The organism is Chitinophaga sp. G7 BAM 1005 (assembly GCF_057126945.1).
Map to the genome: position 1 here is coordinate 1,010,357 of NZ_CP181478.1, position 16,976 is coordinate 1,027,332.

At 48.1% G+C, this 16,976-nt stretch carries 14 protein-coding genes; 6 read left to right on the forward strand and 8 right to left on the reverse strand.

All coding sequences use genetic code 11. The features are described from left to right. Window positions 1-31 precede the first annotated feature (31 nt). The 5 genes from ACMXI2_RS04010 to ACMXI2_RS04030 all read right to left on the reverse strand — a co-directional run bounded on the left by ACMXI2_RS04010 (window position 32) and on the right by ACMXI2_RS04030 (window position 8,224). Window positions 32-985, reverse strand: coding sequence for an endo-beta-N-acetylglucosaminidase H (locus ACMXI2_RS04010; RefSeq protein ID WP_483780425.1), 954 nt, complete (start codon window positions 983-985; stop codon window positions 32-34). A gap of 157 nt (window positions 986-1,142) precedes the next feature. Next, on the reverse strand, window positions 1,143-2,783 hold the full coding sequence (locus ACMXI2_RS04015) for a RagB/SusD family nutrient uptake outer membrane protein (RefSeq protein WP_483780426.1): 1,641 nt from the start codon (window positions 2,781-2,783) through the stop codon (window positions 1,143-1,145). Window positions 2,784-2,807: 24 nt separating this feature from the next. Next, window positions 2,808-6,095 (reverse strand): SusC/RagA family TonB-linked outer membrane protein, encoded by a 3,288-nt coding sequence (locus ACMXI2_RS04020; RefSeq protein ID WP_483780427.1) that lies wholly within the window; start codon window positions 6,093-6,095, stop codon window positions 2,808-2,810. Between the two features lie 251 nt (window positions 6,096-6,346). Next, complete coding sequence (locus ACMXI2_RS04025) at window positions 6,347-7,531, reverse strand: FecR family protein (RefSeq protein ID WP_483780428.1); 1,185 nt, start codon at window positions 7,529-7,531, stop codon at window positions 6,347-6,349. Window positions 7,532-7,624: 93 nt separating this feature from the next. Continuing rightward, window positions 7,625-8,224, reverse strand: a complete 600-nt coding sequence (locus ACMXI2_RS04030; RefSeq protein ID WP_483780429.1) for an RNA polymerase sigma factor — start codon at window positions 8,222-8,224, stop codon at window positions 7,625-7,627. A 239-nt stretch (window positions 8,225-8,463) separates the two neighbouring features. On the opposite strand from ACMXI2_RS04030, the gene ACMXI2_RS04035 reads away from it, so the two are divergent. The 3 genes from ACMXI2_RS04035 (at window position 8,464) to ACMXI2_RS04045 (ending at window position 10,111) form a co-directional block, all read left to right on the forward strand. Continuing rightward, window positions 8,464-8,955, forward strand: a complete 492-nt coding sequence (locus tag ACMXI2_RS04035) for a DUF4240 domain-containing protein (RefSeq protein WP_483780430.1) — start codon at window positions 8,464-8,466, stop codon at window positions 8,953-8,955. Between the two features lie 8 nt (window positions 8,956-8,963). Further along, window positions 8,964-9,107 (forward strand): hypothetical protein, encoded by a 144-nt coding sequence (locus ACMXI2_RS04040; protein ID WP_483780431.1) that lies wholly within the window; start codon window positions 8,964-8,966, stop codon window positions 9,105-9,107. 305 nt (window positions 9,108-9,412) lie between these two features. Then, window positions 9,413-10,111 carry a hypothetical protein gene (locus ACMXI2_RS04045; protein ID WP_483780432.1) on the forward strand — a complete coding sequence of 233 codons (699 nt, stop codon included), beginning with the start codon at window positions 9,413-9,415 and terminating at the stop codon, window positions 10,109-10,111. Window positions 10,112-10,116: 5 nt separating this feature from the next. On the opposite strand, the gene ACMXI2_RS04050 is transcribed toward ACMXI2_RS04045, so the two are convergent. The 3 genes from ACMXI2_RS04050 to ACMXI2_RS04060 all read right to left on the reverse strand — a co-directional run bounded on the left by ACMXI2_RS04050 (window position 10,117) and on the right by ACMXI2_RS04060 (window position 13,068). Beyond that, entirely contained in the window at window positions 10,117-12,075 is a 1,959-nt protein-coding gene (locus tag ACMXI2_RS04050) for a gamma-glutamyltransferase family protein (protein ID WP_483780433.1), read from the reverse strand. A gap of 69 nt (window positions 12,076-12,144) precedes the next feature. Next, window positions 12,145-12,648 (reverse strand): DinB family protein, encoded by a 504-nt coding sequence (locus ACMXI2_RS04055; RefSeq protein ID WP_483780434.1) that lies wholly within the window; start codon window positions 12,646-12,648, stop codon window positions 12,145-12,147. Window positions 12,649-12,657: 9 nt separating this feature from the next. Then, entirely contained in the window at window positions 12,658-13,068 is a 411-nt protein-coding gene (locus ACMXI2_RS04060) for a Dabb family protein (RefSeq protein ID WP_079468824.1), read from the reverse strand. Between the two features lie 208 nt (window positions 13,069-13,276). Here ACMXI2_RS04060 and ACMXI2_RS04065 point away from each other — a divergent pair, with 208 nt between their 5' ends. From ACMXI2_RS04065 to ACMXI2_RS04075, 3 genes are read left to right on the forward strand one after another with little or no spacing between them, the layout of a single operon-like run. Further along, complete coding sequence (locus tag ACMXI2_RS04065) at window positions 13,277-14,788, forward strand: sensor histidine kinase (RefSeq protein WP_483780435.1); 1,512 nt, start codon at window positions 13,277-13,279, stop codon at window positions 14,786-14,788. Between the two features lie 4 nt (window positions 14,789-14,792). After that, window positions 14,793-15,977 (forward strand): DUF4407 domain-containing protein, encoded by a 1,185-nt coding sequence (locus ACMXI2_RS04070; protein WP_483780436.1) that lies wholly within the window; start codon window positions 14,793-14,795, stop codon window positions 15,975-15,977. Window positions 15,978-16,011: 34 nt separating this feature from the next. Then, complete coding sequence (locus ACMXI2_RS04075) at window positions 16,012-16,710, forward strand: LytR/AlgR family response regulator transcription factor (RefSeq protein WP_483780437.1); 699 nt, start codon at window positions 16,012-16,014, stop codon at window positions 16,708-16,710. Window positions 16,711-16,976: the final 266 nt, after the last annotated feature.

Consider the following 16,976-nt stretch of genomic DNA (forward strand, 5'->3'; position numbering starts at 1 on the left):
CCGTTTTCGTAAAACGACTCCCTTCTTTTTATTAAGGTGTGTAGGTAACATTACTGCCATAAAGGATACTGGATACACCGGAGAAATACACATGTTTATCGGTGCTGGTGAGATTATACCAGAGGTATATGCCATAACCGTTGTTCTTCGTTTGGGTAGCCAGTGAATTGGCAGTGCTCTGGCTGGTACTCTGGATATCTACTGCCGCCGGGCCTAACTGTGCCTTGGTAAGCCCGGCCACATTAGGTACGGAGTAGGAGCCATAAATAGCATTCCAGCTGTAGTTAACAAAGTCGCCCACTTTTTTTCCACCCCACGATAACCTGGAGGCCGCCGGACCATAGTAGTAGAATGAAATAATTTTTGTGGGCATCAGTTTGCGCAGTTCATCTACCAGCATTACAAAGGAACTGTCGTTTGGCTGCGTGGTGCCGTTGTTGCCGTAGTCGGCATACTCATCGTCAAAATCAATTCCATCCAGACCGTAGTAAGTAACGGTATCGCTGAGTTGTTGTGCAAAGGCGCGGGCAGCGGTTCTGCTGGTAAAGTTACAGAAGCCCGCTCCCTGGTGATTACCGAGAATAGACAGCAATACTTTCATCCCTTTATTTTGCAGGGGGACAATTTGCGTAGCCTTGTTGGCCAGCACGTTGGATACGTTGGGGTTGTTGTACAGCACTGCTTTCTGGGTAGTGGTGTTGTAGTTGATATTGGCCGCAAAAATGATGGCAATATCAAACAGCTGTTGCCCTCCGGTGGTTAAGGTGTATTTGCCGGTATTCAGTAAACTGTTGCTGTTTACTTCCACATAGCAGACGGACATCCCTCCGGCTTTGGTAACGGTTTCTACATGGGCGCCGGTGGTGTTTTTGCCGGGGTCTTGTGAAATACCGGTGGTGTTTTCTTTTTTACAGGCGGTGAAAAAGAGGGCGGCGCACGCCAATCCTGCGGCCAATAGCCGTAAAGGGTGGAACTGTTTTTTCATACTGGAATGAATGTTTAAATGTTTAGGAAATCTGGGTTCAAATTTTGGTTACGGGTTTTCCGGTCTGGTGGCTCTTATAACAAACTATGCTCAGGTTAACTTTGAATATTGACAGAAGAGATGACCGGTCATTCACCGGTCATCTCTTTAGGTGCTTTTATTTATCCCACCAGAGACGGGTACCCCCGTTATCTTTTGGTTCGCTTAGCAGCTGCACGGCTGCCGCTACTGCAGCGGGATTGGTGTTATATTCATTTTGCGGGAATGGCAGTCTGCGGATCTGAACATCTGTTGAGATGGTATTACCACTATTGTTGTTCACTACCGGGAACAATTTAGGATAGCCGGTACGGCGGAATTCTGTCCATGCTTCCTGTCCTTCGGGGAACATGGCGAGCCATTTCTGGGTCATGATGCGTTCCATTTTCTTAGCCTCAACATCGCCTTCATTCCATTTAATAGTAATGTCAGATGGTCTGCCTGTTGAGTTATTCGCAGGGTTTTTAGGGTCCGTATAGGCATCTGCCCGGCTTGTATCATCTGCAAGATAACCAGGAGCGCTTACCTGCCACTGTGCCATAGAGGTAGTAACGCCTTGTTCATACAGTTGTTGCGCACTGCCGCCAGTATTGCTCCAGCCTCTTATAGTTGCTTCTGCACGCAGGAAATACACTTCTGCGGCAGTCATTACCTGCATCGGTGTTTTCAGTGTAAAAGCAGGGGAAGCGCCGTCTTCTGTATTCAGGGAAGAATAGGTCTGGTACTTCGGTTTATCTACCAGGGCGCCGATGCGGATGCCTTTATATACGCCTTTAAGACCGGTGGCGGGATCAGTGGCTTTGTCCATATATCTTGAAACCCGTGGGTCTTTATAACCGGTGAGGTAGCATTGAATGGAAGCGCCGATGCGGATATCTGCCCAGTTTTTTGCAATGAAAACAAGCGGGTTGGTAAAGTCGCCGGTTACTTTTACGGTCATGTTATCGGCGTTATCTGTAATGATGCCGCCATTGGCCGGGTTCAGCGCTTTCTCTGCTTCCAGTTTTGCGGTGGCCAGATCAGCTTTTACGATATGCATGGCCAGGCGTAACCGCAGGGAGTTAGCGAACCGCAGCCATTGTGGGAAGTTGCCGTTGTAAACAACATCGAAATTCGAAAAATCAAACGGCAGTTGAGTACCGCTATTAATCTGGGCGCGCAAATTTTCTGTTGCCGTGTCCAGCTGTGCAAAAAATCGTTTGTATACATCCTGCTGGCTGTCGTAGGGAACAGACGACAAGCCCTCACCTACACGGCTATACGGAATAGGACCGTAAATATCCGTTACGCGGCTCATGGCAGTTACCTGCACTATTTGCGCCACCGCCCACACGGCAGGAAAGTTTTTATCTATGCCGCTTTCCCTTAGTTTCAATACCGGCGACATAACATTGAGGTAACCCACTTTATACGCTTCCCCATTCCAGCCTGGCACCAGGCCATAATTGGTATTATTGGAACTACTGAAGGGGTTGGGAGTCATAAAGTAACCGGAGAAGCAGTCCGCATTGAGGTTCTGTTGCACCTGGTAAGAATTGGGATCTCCACCGCCGGAGAAGTTAAGGATAGACATCTGCGCGGATTTCAGATACAGTCCCAGTGAATTAAAATCAGGTCCCAGCTGACCATCTGTTACGCCGGTATTATCAGTATTATAGCGGTCAAAATTTTTGGTACATGCACTCATTCCGGTTACCAGGGCTGCGGTAGCCACCAGCAAACCAGATCTGTAACGCTTCATTTTATTATACAGTTTCATCGTTTTCAGTTTTGCAGTAAATGATTAGAAAGTGGCATTTACGGTAACGCCATAGCTGCGGGAAGCAGGTAACATAAATACATCCACGCCACTCAGGCCGTTGGAGGTAGACATGGTTTGCTCAGGATCAAACGGAGCTTTCTTAGAGAAGTAGAACAGGTTACGGCCGTTGGCAGATACCTTCAGCGCCTTCACTGCGTTGCTCTTCAATGGAATGGTATAGCCCAGCGATGCTTCTCTTAATCTTACGGTAGTAGCGCTGTACATATATTCCCCGGAGGCGCCGGTTCTGCCGCCTACTACATTATACCAGGTTTGTGCATCCACGGAAGTAACCGGATTGCCATTCTGATCTACCCCGTTTACTTTTACACCGCCGGCATCCCTTGCCTGGCCGGAAGTGGCTGAAACGCCGTAGCCGTCCATCATGGCCTGGGTTACAGACATTACCTGCCCGCCGAATTTACCGTCTATCAGGAACGATAAGGTAAAGTTGTTGTATGCAAAATTATTGTTCCATCCTAACTGCCACTTGGTGTTGGCATTACCGAGGTATTGCATCTGGCCACCAGCAAGGGAAGGAGCGCCATTGGTAATGATCACACGTCCCTGTGCATCGCGGTTTAATACAGTGCCATAAATATCGCCAAACGAACCGCCTACTTTAAATTGTGAAGCGTAGTTGGCGCCGGTGCCGTCGCCGGTGAGGCTGAAACGGTCCACAAACGGCGACAGGGAAACGATCCTGTTGTCGTTTACCGCGTAGTTTAAAGCGGTATTCCATTTCAGTTTAGTGTCGCGCAACACATCATACCGTATCATTGCTTCTACCCCCTGGTTCTGGATATCGCCTGCATTAATGAAGTAGGTGTTATACAACGTTGCATTAGGTGCGGCAATTTCCATCGTCTGATTAGTGGTATTGGTTTTATAGTAGGTAACATCTACACTCAAACGGCTGTCGAAAAAGCGCCATTCCGTACCTAATTCAAGCGATTTTGTTTTTTCCGGTTTCAGATCTCTGAATGGAGCAGTAGTATTTACCTTTACAGTGCCACCTGTATTGATCAGGTTATCAGGCGTATTACTCTGGTATGCTAACGGAGAATTACCTACAATAGCATAGGAACCACGGATCTTACCATAGGTGATCGCCGTTGGCATTTTCAGCAGCTGGGTCAGGATTACATTCAATCCCACTGACGGGTAGAAATAGGATAACTGGTTGGTAAATGCCAGGTTGGAGGCCCAGTCATTTCTTGCCGTCAGATCCATGTATGCCCAATCTTTGTAGGAAATGTTCACACTACCAAAAACGGATTGCCACTGGCTGTGTTTCTCCTGCGTGCTGCCGGAGTTTGCAGCGTTGATCGTTTTCATATTCTGGATGGTGAATATATTCGGGAGATATAAACCTTCCTGTCCTGCTGCGAAGTAGATACCGTTTGTTTTTACATCACGGATACTACCGCCAACAAGACCCGTAAAATGAAAGTCATTTGCAGGGATATTAAAGTTGGCGATCAGGTCTCCGTATTGTTGGGTGGTGGTATTGTTGGTGTAGTTATAACCACCGTTTTTAGATGCCAGCGTGGTCTGGGTACCGGCGTATATCTTTTGCTCATATACATCATTCATACGGTCAATACTTCCTCTTCCCTGTACATTCAACCAGGAGTTAATGTCATATTTCAGGCTGGCATTGGCGAGTATCCTGTTGCGCGAAAGCGAATTGGTATTGCGGTTGAGAATCCACCACGGGTTCTGTTGCACATCTTCTGAAAAAGGCCAGTTCTGCACCATGAGATTATTCCGGGAAGGATCAGGTATTTCATACTGGTCTCTGTAGGGGCTGATATCTACTCCACGCGGGAAGAGATACAAACCGGTGAGCGGGTTGAAATAAAATCCGGATAATGGTGTGTTGTCAATTTTCTGGGTCATGTAATTCACATCTGCAGAGGCAGTGAGCTTATCATTCAGAAAGTGACCGGTTTCTTTGAAGCTCAGGTTATGCCGTCCGAGTTTATTGCCTTCCTCTAAACCTCTTGCAGAGGTATTGGCATATGAGAAATAAGTTTGCGCCTTTTCTGAGCCACCGGCCAGGCTGATAGCATTCGTGAAGTTTTGCCCGGTTTGAAGAAAGTCGGATACATTATCGGTTGCTCCGCTGATCTTGCTGCCCCAGCTTTTGGTAGTGGGGTCGGTGGACTGACCATAGTTGTTCTGGAACTTTGGCTTATAGGCAGCCTGGCTGATATTGAATCCGGATGATACGTTAATAACCGCGCGACCAACCTTGCCACTTTTGGTAGTAACAATGATCACACCGTTGGCGCCCTGGCTACCATAAAGCGCTGCAGCTGATGCTCCTTTCAATACGGAGATACTTTCAATGTCCTCCGGGTTGAGGTTGGAGATCGGGTCGCCGCCATCATAAGAGGAGCTGCCACCATAAATACTGCCTGGCTGGTTAGTGATGGTATTGTTCATTGGTACCCCGTCAATTACGTACAATGCCTGGTTACTGCCCAGTCCTGATTTACTGCCGCGCAGGATCACTTTGGCGGAACCGCCCACGCCGGAAGCGCTGGAGGAAATAGTTAAACCTGCTACTTTACCGTTCAGGGTATTTACGAGATTAGCGTCTTTGGCTTTGGTAAGTTCCAGTCCATCCAGTTGCTGGGCAGAGTAGGTAATAGATTTCTCTGATCTTTTGATACCGAGGGCCGTTACTACTACGGCGCCCAGCTGGCTGTCCTGTATGGCCAGGGTTACCTGGATGTTGGGATCATTGCCCACGGTTACCTGTTTGCTTTCATATCCTATGATACTGATGATCAGTACATCACCTGGGTTGGCGGCTAACGTAAATCCGCCCTGGGCGTTGGTTACGGTGCCTTTGGTGGTGCCTTTTATCTGGATAGATGCGCCTACGAGCGGTAGCCCTTTGGTATCGGTCACTTTACCCTGTATGTCAATAGCAGCTATGGCAGCGGCGGGAGGCGCCATTGCTTTGGCTTTCTGGCTGATCACAATTGTTTTATCTACGATGTTGTAGTTAAACAGTTTGTTATTCAAACACGCATTCAGCACCTCGGTGAGAGATGCCTGGTTCATATTGAGATTCACCGGAGGCGCCTTCTCCAGTAGCTTCTCGTCATATATAAATTCATAACCTGTCTGGCGGCTGATGCTGTTGAAAACATCATAAAGGGGAAGACGTTTCCCTTTGATGGTAACAGACTGAGAGAATGTTTTGGCGCTCAGATTAAGGGTGAATACCAGTGTCAGTATTGCAGTTAATCGCATAATCAACAGTAATTTTCTTTGCATACGTCCTCCTTTTCCGGGGACTTTGCAGGTACCAAGTAGTTCCATACTTTTGTGTTGTTGGCTTAATAATTCAATTTTCTAAATGATTCAGGGAGTTGGGTTGCCTTCTATGGCCGGGAGCATTGCAGTGCTTCCGGTTTTTTTTACAACCGGCAGTGGAATTATTTACGTCTTCATAACCTAAATAAAATTTAAAAATGATCAATTCATAAGTGGACAAATAGCGCTTATTGCTCAGGGGCATATGGTGTTACCACAACCCGGTTGTCATTAATATCAAAGTGAACTCGTTTTGTTGTTGACAGGATCTTTAATAAAGATGCTGCGTTTTCCCGCCGGGAAATGATCCCTGTTAAGCGCACGTCCGACAGATCACCCTCATAGGTAACCTCTATATTATACCACCTGGCTATCTGGCGCATGATGGTTTGTATGCTGGTATTGCGGAACCTGAATTTGCCTTCTTTCCAGGCCAGTGCCTGTTCCAGGTCTGCTTTTTCGATGGTGAATGCGGCATCGCCGGCATTCAGGCTGCCGCCGTAACCGGGTTGCAGCAGGCTCCGGATGTTGCCATGCACCAGTTGAACAGCGCCGGCTTCCAGGGTAGTGGTAATCGTTTTTTCATCGGTATAGGCCATGATATTGAAGCTGGTGCCCAGCACGTTTACTTCCATGTCAGGATTACCTTTTACTTTCACCCTGAATGGCTGTTGCGCATTGGCAGCTACCTGGAAATAACCTTCCCCGGAAATCTCCACCAGTCGTTCTTTCCCGCTGAATGTAGTAGGGAAGCGGATGCTGCTGGCGGCGTTCAGCCATACTTTGCTGCCGTCTGCCAGGGTAAGCTGATATTGCCCGCCACGGGGTGTTACCACGGTATTATATACTACTGTTGTGGCAGCGCCTTCTGCTTTATAGGCAAGGCCCTGCGCTGAATTTATGATGCTGCTGTTGCCCTGTTTCGCCAGTGCGCCGGTGTTGGTGCTGTCGAGCGAAATGGTTTTGCCATCTGCCAGTACCAGTACGGCGGTATTGGTACCCGGCGCCAGTGGACTGGCTTTCTGTGCGGCCGCTATAACGGGCTGCTGCTGCCGGTTCATATAAAGCGCGCCTGTGAGTATCGTGGCTCCCAGCACGGTGGCAGCGGCTGCATACCAGATCATTCTGCGGGTATGACCGGTAGTACGGGGAGGCGTTGTTTGCAGGATGTTTTGTAAAATGGCATCACCATCTTCCGCAGCCAGGCCGCTTTGCGGCGCTTCGCTGTTGTACAGGGCCGACAGGATATCTGCTTTGATTTCCGGCTCATAGTCGTTTCCGGCTACCATCGCTTTCAGGCGCAGCAGTTCTTCCTGGCTGATCCGGCCATTCTTATATTTTTCAAGCAGTAACTGTACTTCCGTTATGGACATTATCAGCGATTTTGGAAGGGTGATATGGGGTAAAGACGAGCAACCGGCAAAAAAGGAGTATCCGGGATAAAATTTTTTTTTCGGGAGAAGATATTACTTGCGGAAGATGAGCAGGAACAGCAGGAAGGGAACGATATCATTTTGTAGCCGGGACTTTACAAAAGCCCGTACGGCGTGCATAGCGAGGCTCATTTGCTTCTTAACGGTATGTACCGAAATATTCAGCTGTTGGGAAATTTCCTCGTTGCTCCAGCCCTGCCGGCGGGCCAGGTACACCTTTTTTCGCTCCGGTGGCAGGCCGGACACGGCTTTGTCCAGGATGGCGTCGTATTCCCGCTGCAGCAGCAGGTGATCGGTATCATTTTGTGCTTCCGGCTGGTTTTTGAGATGGAAATCATAGGCTTTCAGCCGTACTACCTGTTTTTTGAAGCCATCGTAAATATGGTTGCGGGTGAGGATAAACAGGTAATCTTTGAATTGTTTGATGTGGGGCATATCGGCTTTTTTCAGCCATACTTTCATAAAAACTTCCTGAACAATTTCCCTGGCCAGGCCGCTGTCTCTCAGGTAAAGCATGGCCACGTCATATACCTGCCCGCTGTAGCGTCTGAACAGGATGGTATACGCATCCCCGTCACCCACGGCAACTTTTTGCAGCAAATCACGTTCATCAGTCAAGGAAATGTCTGGCAAAGCTGGAAGTTTTGTACCCTCACAAAAACAATAACCCGGTAAATTTAGGGGACATGAAATTAATAATAAAATAATTTATACAGGAGGAAGGTTTTCGCCGCCGGGTTGAAAAGAAAGGAAATTATTGTGTATTTTCAGTGCATGCCGATTCACTGACCGCTGATTTCACTACGCATTTACACTGCGTTTCCTATGTATATCTTACAGTTAATTCTTAATGATCATTAATTTCTACTCTTATGAATGAATTTAAATTCTGGCAGATTATTGAAGAAGCGTGGGCTGCATCCCCGGCATTACTGGATATGCGTAATACAGCATTGAAAACCAATGATGCTATATTGATCGAAGACCTGACCGGCGAAGTGTACGGCGCTATCACCAATAATATCCGGGATATCCTGCTGGAACTGGATAAGGAGGAACTGACAGGGTTTAATCATATTATGGAAGAGAAATTATTTCAGATCGACCGGGAAGATATCCATGCCTATACTGATGGATCAGACGACGGATTTCTCTACTGCAGATGTTTTATTGTAGGAATGGGGAAAACGTACTACGAAACGATCGATGAAAATCCTTCAAAGGCTACCTGTGATGCAGAAGCAGAAATTGTAGGGTTTATCGGGTATATGGTATACCAGGAATTATTTGGAGAAGAATTTGAGCGGTATACGAGGCATAGCATCGAAACCTGCTCGAATGCCGATGGATGGGGTAAAGCCTAGCTGAAGGCGTGATTGAAGAAGTCAGTAAACCAGTGATCAATATTGCCCTGGAACGTCAAATAGCCTGGGCACAGCTTTCAGAACGCAGTTCCTATGCGGAACAACATATCGGGTACCTGAATATCCTGAAACGCGTGCTGGAAGAAGCATAGCACTTCATAGGCAAGGCAACAGGGCGATTCCTGCAAATGCCTGCCCGCCGCTTCGTAAGCCTGCTCAAAATTTTTATGCTCATCTGCCGGAATACTATATGGGATGATTTCAACAATGTAGTTTTTTATGTGTATTTTTTATAAAGATGTAGCGGTTGTATTGCTGTGAATGCTGCAAATCCAGCGCATGCTGTTGTAACAGGAAATACCTTATCTGTATAAATAAAAATCCCGTCCGCGCAACCGGGAGAAACCGCTTAATTACTGCGTTTGTTTGCTTATCTTAAGAAAATAAACGCTATGTTATGAAAAAACTAATCCTGCTATTTACGTTATGCTGTTCCTTCCTGGGCATACTCAACGCACAAGACTCGCCGTTAGGCGCCTGGAAATCAGTGTCAGGAGACGCAACCAGCGTACTGCTGATCACCCCCGACTGGTTTACCGTTACCGATTACAATAGTCAGCGCTTCATCACCTCATATGGCGGAACCTGGAAACAGGCGGGCGACACACAGGTGGATGTAGCCATTCTTTTTAATACTACCAATGCCTCGCAGGTAGGACAAAAAACTACGGTGCCGGTAGGCATGGAAAACGGGCAGCTGATCACCAGCAACTCCGGTGGCGGAAAACAGGAATGGACCCGTATCGATGATGGTACCGGCCCGCTGGCAGGCAGCTGGCAGATTACTTCAAGAGAAAGAGAGGGTAAGATGACCCCCATCCCCAACAGCGCCAGGCGAACCATGAAAATACTGACCGGCACCCGTTTTCAATGGGTGGCTATCAACCAGGAAACAGGCGAGTTCTTTGGTTCCGGCGGAGGCACCTATACTTTTGAAAACGGTACCTACACCGAAAAAATTGAATTCTTCTCCCGCGATAGCTCCCGCGTTGGCGCTGAGCTGTCTTTTAAAGGCAGCGTAAACGGCAACAACTGGGACCACAGCGGTAACAGCTCAAAAGGAGATCCTATTCATGAAGTGTGGAGCAAGGAGTAATTTACTTACCAACCTATGCCATAATCTTCTCCATGATTACTACTGCCACCCCATAAACTGCCATGCACACGATCCATGTAAATAGCGTTTATGGGGCCGCTGGTACGCTCTCCGAAGGTGAGGTGATAACCCATTTGCTCCAGGGCTCTGCGTGTTTTTTCTGATGTATTATTATTGAGCAGGATGCTTCCCGGCCGGGGCTCCCTGTCTTTGATGGTAGTACCGCCTAACGACAACCATAACTGGTTGGTATTTATATTCGCTGCTTCTGTAGCCTGCTGTACCGTCATTCCAAACTCCACTATATTCAGGAAAAACTGCAACAGGTTCTGGTCCTGTGTATCGCCGCCCTGTACGCCAAAGGCCAGAAAGGGTTTCCCGTCTTTCAATGCCATCGAAGGCGTAAGCGTTACCCGCGGGCGTTTACCGGGAGCAATCACATTAAAAGGACATACCGCAGAATCCAGTACAAAACTTTGCGCCCGCTGGCTCATACCAATACCGGTTTTGCCGGCAATACAGGCAGGCAGCCAGCCGCCACTGGGCGTAATAGATACCACCCAGCCATCTTTATCCGCTGCTTCCACACTGGTGGTGCCGCGCCACAGCCGGTCCATATAGGCGCTGTCGGGTTGATTTATATTGCCCTGTGGTAACATGGTGTTGCCGGCAATCTGCTTGCCGGCTTCTCCGCGCTGCAACATCGTAGTGGCGTCATGTTTAGGAACAAATCCGCCGGGCTTGCGGCCACTGCTGGTATCTGTCAGCTGCTTGCGCTCCTCCAGGAAATGCAGGTAAGGATTGGTTTTCCCGATGAAAGGGTAGGGATCGCCCGGTCCTGCGTTTGCATCATTTTGTGCCAGGTTGATCTGTTGGGCCCTCGCCTTGCCGTATTCTTTGCTCAGCAACCCTTTGATAGCAGGATTGGTATTGAACGCTGGATCGCCGTAATAAAAGTCACGGTCCGCAAAAGTGAGGTTCATGGTTTGATACAGCGTATGAATATATTGAGTAGAATTATATCCCATCGATTTCAGGTCAAAATTTTCCAGGATGTTGAGGCTTTGCAGCAGCATGGGGCCCTGTGTCCATTCCTGCAGCTTATATACTTCTATGCCTTTGTAATTAATATGCAGTGGTTCTTCTTCCACCGGCTTCCAGCGGGCCAGGTCTTCCAGGGTGATGAGGCCGCCCTGCTCCTGGCAGCCACGTACAAATTCCTTAGCAATGTCCCCTTTGTAAAAACGGTCGTATGCCGCCATGATAGCATCTTTCCGGCTTTTATGGTTGCGCAGGGCTTCCTGCTCGGCGGCTACCATTTTGGTGAGGGTAGCCAGCAGGTCTTTCTGCACAAAAATTTCTCCTGCTTCAGGCGCTTCCCTTTTCTCACCGGGATGTGTCAGGAAAACAGCTTTACTGTAAGGCCATTCGTTAATATATTTTTTCCCGCGTTCAATACTGTTGGCAGTTTGTGCTTCTATCGGGTAGCCGGCGGCCATTTCCATCGCCGGAGCTAATACCTGTTTTAAACTGAGGGTGCCATATTCTGCCAGCATGTAGCATAGTCCACCAGCGGTTCCCGGCGTGACCGCCGCCAGCGGACCGTATTCAGGTGGAAAATCGTATCCTTTTCCTTTATAAAATGCGGGAGTAGCGCCGGTAGGAGCCACGCCCAGCGCATTGATGGCAATTACTTTCCCGGTTTTGGGATTGTAGATCAGCGCCTGTGTTTCTCCGCCCCAGCTGAGCACATCCCACATGGTGCAGGTGGCGGCCAGCATAGCGCAGGCGGCATCCACGGCGTTGCCGTGTTGCTGGAAGATCATGGCGCCGGCTGTTGCAGCCAGTGGCTTACCGGTTACTGCCATCCAGTTTTTGCCGTGTAAAGGTGGTTTCTGCGTTTGCTGTGCCTGCATGCCGGTATAATAACCCAACACGAGGGAGAGAAGGAAGAAGCGTTTCATAGGGCTAATTTATAGTTTTACGTATAAAAAATATCCGGATTTACACGAAGGGTAATGGCGGTATCGCTTTTAACGCGGATGCATATCCAGCAGTACTTTGGCAGTAACAAGCAATTGCCCGGTATGCCGCATGGTATGCTCGGCGGCATGAAACACTAGTCCCAGCACAGTAGAGGGAAGTTGTTTTCTGCCTACGCCCCGGAAAGCAGTGAGGGTGTCTTCCGGGGTTGCCGACAACTGTATCAGCGATTGATGTACCTGTGCATTGAAATGATCCAGGAGCTCGTGGAGTGTTGCGCCGGGGTTGCCTTCACCAGCGAGGGCGGCAAACTGCTGCTGACTGAGCGCTTCTGCCCTGGCGTAGGTAAACAGCCGGTCGAGCACACCACTCACATGCTGAAGATGATATCCCGGGGAGGCCAGTCCGGCTGGCTTCTCCCATAAAAGATCTTCCGGGAAATCCTGCATTAAATTATTTATCTCCTGGTTGGCCTGCAGTAAAGCATGCGCCACAGGTTGCAGTAATGCCGGTATGTTTTCTACCGGCCCGCTCATCCAGTATTCCGTTGCCATGATATCTTTTTATACCTCTACGGCATCATAAACGATTACTTTCTCCCATAAATGACTACAGTTTTTTATAAACTCCAGGTGAATGGGATGGGTTTGATAGGTGGCCTGCCCGGCGAGGTCACTGAAAAAGATCAGTTCTGATACGCCCCAGCTGTTATCCACTACCTCGCGTTTTTCGGTACTCGCTACCACGCCTACACGCAGATCACGAACCGTTTCTATTTTCGACAGGGTTTTTACGCCGGCCACCAGTTTATCGCGGTCTTCTTTGGAATCCGGGTTCTTCAGCCAGAAGAACACATGATGCACAATCGGGTATTTCTTTTCCATATTTGTTGAGGGGATTGCTGCGGCAGCGGCAGTACCGGCGGCAAGCGCTGCTGCGGTTCCTAAAAATTTACGTCTGTTGGAAGTGCTCATATTGGGCTTGTTGAGGCGATGAAAATAATAAAGATTGTCGATTTATTATAATTATCCCTGTCAGGCCGACACTTATAGAGGGTGGCTTCCGGGGGAGTTCTTATTTTACCATCAAAACCGATTTCATACCGGATTACACTACTTTCATCCCATTTTGCCCCTGCTGCATAGCAACAATTGCTATTATTGCTTTAAATACATCAACCTTATGAATCAATTTAAGAAAATTGAATTCGGCATCGTAACCGCCATTTTTGTGTTGCTGATGTTTTCGATCCTATACCCCAGCATTATTTATAACGTATTTGAGCTGCAGGAGATCTATGGCAGAAAGTTCGCCACCTACCACCAGGTGTTCGACTATTACATTCATTACCTGCTGCCTTCTATGGGACGGGTAACGCTGGTGTATGTGACCTTCCTGCTGGTGAATTTTGTAATTGTACCGGAGTTCCTGGAGAAGGGGAAGTGGCTGGGAGGCATATTGCTGCTGATTCCGGTGGGAGCGTTTTATTTTGCCATGATGATGGTTGCCAATTCCTATTACAACGGTTACCTGTTAGGCGTATATGATACGGTGCGGGGTGCGCATATGTATTTTGCAAAAACGGCTTTTATTACTACTGTTTTTTCCGGCGTGTTGTATGTGGCATATTATTATTTCCGGAAGGCCTTCATAAGTATGCTGTATCCGCGCATTGTAACAGATTTGGCTTTCCGGCAAATGCTTACAGAAATTTGCTGGGCTGCCGGCGTATTTGCGGTATTGTTTTGCCTGTCGTTCTCCGATTCCAGGGACATGGCGCTGATGATCTTTTTCTTTGGTCCTTCGCAGATTGCCGTGTTCTTTATTCTCCGTTATAAAGTATTTCCAGCATTCGAGGATACTCACCGGAATAAGAGCTTACTGATACGGGATATTGTTTTCACTATCCTGGGAAGTAACGTGCTGATGGCGCTGATATGCCGCGCACTGGTACATCGCAACGGAGGCTGGTTTGCGGCGCTTGCCATGATCGGTATCGCAGTGTCCGCAGGTATTGTGCTGCCCGTTTGCTGGCTGTTGTTTAAAAGCCGCCGGAAGCAGGTGAACACGGTGGTAACGCTGAAGAAGGCGCTGGGGCATTCCACCGCCAACCTCGACTTTCTGCGCTCCCAGATCAATCCGCATTTTTTATTCAATGCCCTTAACACGCTGTATGGTACCGCCTTACAGGAAGAGGCGGCCCGTACCAGCGAAGGTATCCAGAAACTGGGTGATATGATGCGGTTTATGCTACATGATAACCATATGGAAAAAATTCCATTGGATAAGGAGGTGGCTTATCTGCAAAATTATATTGCCCTGCAACGCCTGCGCGTATTGTCATCTCCCGATATTCTGATAGAAGTAAATATAGATGAAAGTCAATGTCAGCATGAGATTGCGCCGATGTTACTGATCCCTTTTGTAGAAAATGCGTTTAAACACGGGATCAGCCTGCGGCACCGCTCCCGTATCGTGATTTCCCTGAGCTGTACTGCCGATCAGATCTTCTTCGATGTGTATAACAGCGTGCACCCCCGCCCGGAAAATGATCCGGAGAGGGAGGGTATGGGGATTGGTTTGAATAATGTAAAAGAAAGACTAAATTTATTGTATCCTCACCGGCACGAACTGAGTATCCGTCACACGGCTACTGAGTTTTTTATCCATCTGACTATTGATGTTAATAAATAAGTAAATGAAAAAAGAAGAAGAAGTGGTACCGGTCCCTGATGGCATGACGCGCTTTTTATGGTGGCTGGCCGCTGCTGATGCTGATGTTTTGCAGGAGTGTAAAACCGAGAAAGAGCGGTACCGTATCATCGGCGTATCCGTATTGGTTACGTGGATGTTCGCCACGCTGTCGTGGGGTTATTTCTTTTCCACCATCGTAAATGATGATATGGTGGTAGCCGGGCTGGCGCTGTTTTTTGGCTTTGCCATTTTATCGGTCGATCGTACCCTCATTGCGGCCATGTCGCGCACCAATGGCAGCATAAAAGTGATGCCGGTAATATTTCGTTTAGTCCTTGCCGTTACCATAGGTTTGTTTATTTCCCAACCTGTGGTGTTAATGTTATTTAAGAAAGATATCGATACGCAGCTGGAACTTGGCAAGCAGGCAAAGCTCGATGCTTACCGGGCGCAACTGGTAAAGCTCAATGCCGGCCAGATGGCCACCCTGCAGCAATCCCTTGATCAGGGCAAACAACAGCTGGCGCAGAAAACCGCAGAGCTGAAAGTATACAAAGATGGCTACATCAAAGAAACCGACGGCACCGGCGGCTCCGGCAGAATAGGAGAGTCGGACATTGCCCGCGTAAAGAAATCGGCTTATCTCAAATCGGAAGAAGAACTGCAGGCCATGCAAAGAGCCTGGGAGCCACAGCAGCAACAGCTGCAGGCACAAATGGCACGTATGCACAGCGTGGACAGTCTGAAGGAAGCCATATACGTTGGCACCCTCACCAACGGATTCCTGGCGCAGATAGAAGCCCTGAACGAACTGACGGAAACGCATCCGCCTGTAAAACAACGCTACCGCCTCATTGTATTTATCATTACCCTCATTGAAGTAATGCCGCTGCTCAGTAAAATACTGATGCCCAAAGGTGAGTACGATGAAAAGCTGGCCGCCGCCACTGCCCAGGGCGTAGCCTCCGCACGGCTGCAAACAGACACCGGCAAAGAATTAATGGAACACTACCAGGCTGCTGCACTGGCGGCCGATAAGGAAACGGTGGACCACTTGTTTGAATCTACCCGCGACCTGCGCCGCGAACAGGCCGATGCCCTCGTAAAAGAGTGGCAAAGCCGGGAAAACAGCCAGTACCAGAATCTCTGGCAGCAGGCCCGGAGACTCCTGCTCGGCAAAATTAGTTAGATCCCTGTATTGCTTACCCGTAAAATAGCCAAAGATGACTGCTATTGCGATAGATGATGAACCGGTGGCGCTGGCTGTTATCAAAAATCACGCTGCCAAGGTTCCCTTCCTGGAAATGAAGGGTTTTTTTACCAATGCTTTTGAAGCAATCGACTTTCTCAGCAAAGAAAAAGTAGACCTGCTGTTCCTGGATATTAAAATGCCGGATATCTCCGGACTGGATTTTTTATCCAGTTTGCCTCATCCGCCCATGACGGTTTTTACCACCGCCTATTCTGAACACGCAGTGAAGAGCTTTGAGCTGGACGCCATCGATTACCTGCTCAAACCCTTTTCCCTGATACGTTTTATGAAAGCCTGTAATAAAGCCAATAACCTGTTGCAGCTGAAGCAACAGAATGGCGCTCCCGCAGGCAAGGAACAAACAGACTATATTTTTGTGAAAAGCGGCTACGAACAATTCCGCATTGTGCTGGATGATATCCTCTACCTCGAAAGCGCCGGCAATTATGTGAACTTTATCCTCACCGACCGCAAGCTTATTTCCCGCCTTTCCATGCAGGAGGCGGTGGACCTGCTGCCTATCGGCTCTTTCACCCGTGTGCACCGCTCTTATATTGTAGCCAATAAAAAAATTGAACGCGCCGATCGCAACTCCCTTTACATCAAAAACATACCCATCCCCATTGGGGCAGCGTATGCGCCCGCGATTGAACGCATCTTTAATTTATAGAGGAATCGCCTTCGGCGATTGCAGCGAATTTTGTCTTATTCAGGTTTACGCTGATTTTACTGATTTAGGGATTTGATCACTTTTGGATTTTATGATTTGGGTAGATATAAGCGGGTATATTCGCTTATATCTACCCAAATCTTTTTAAATCCTTATAAATCCAAAAAGTAAAATCAAAAAAATCAGTAAAATCAGCGTAATCCTGAATAAGACAAAATCCGCGAAAAATATTTGCCAGAATGGACCAATTGGTCTAATTTGCTTCA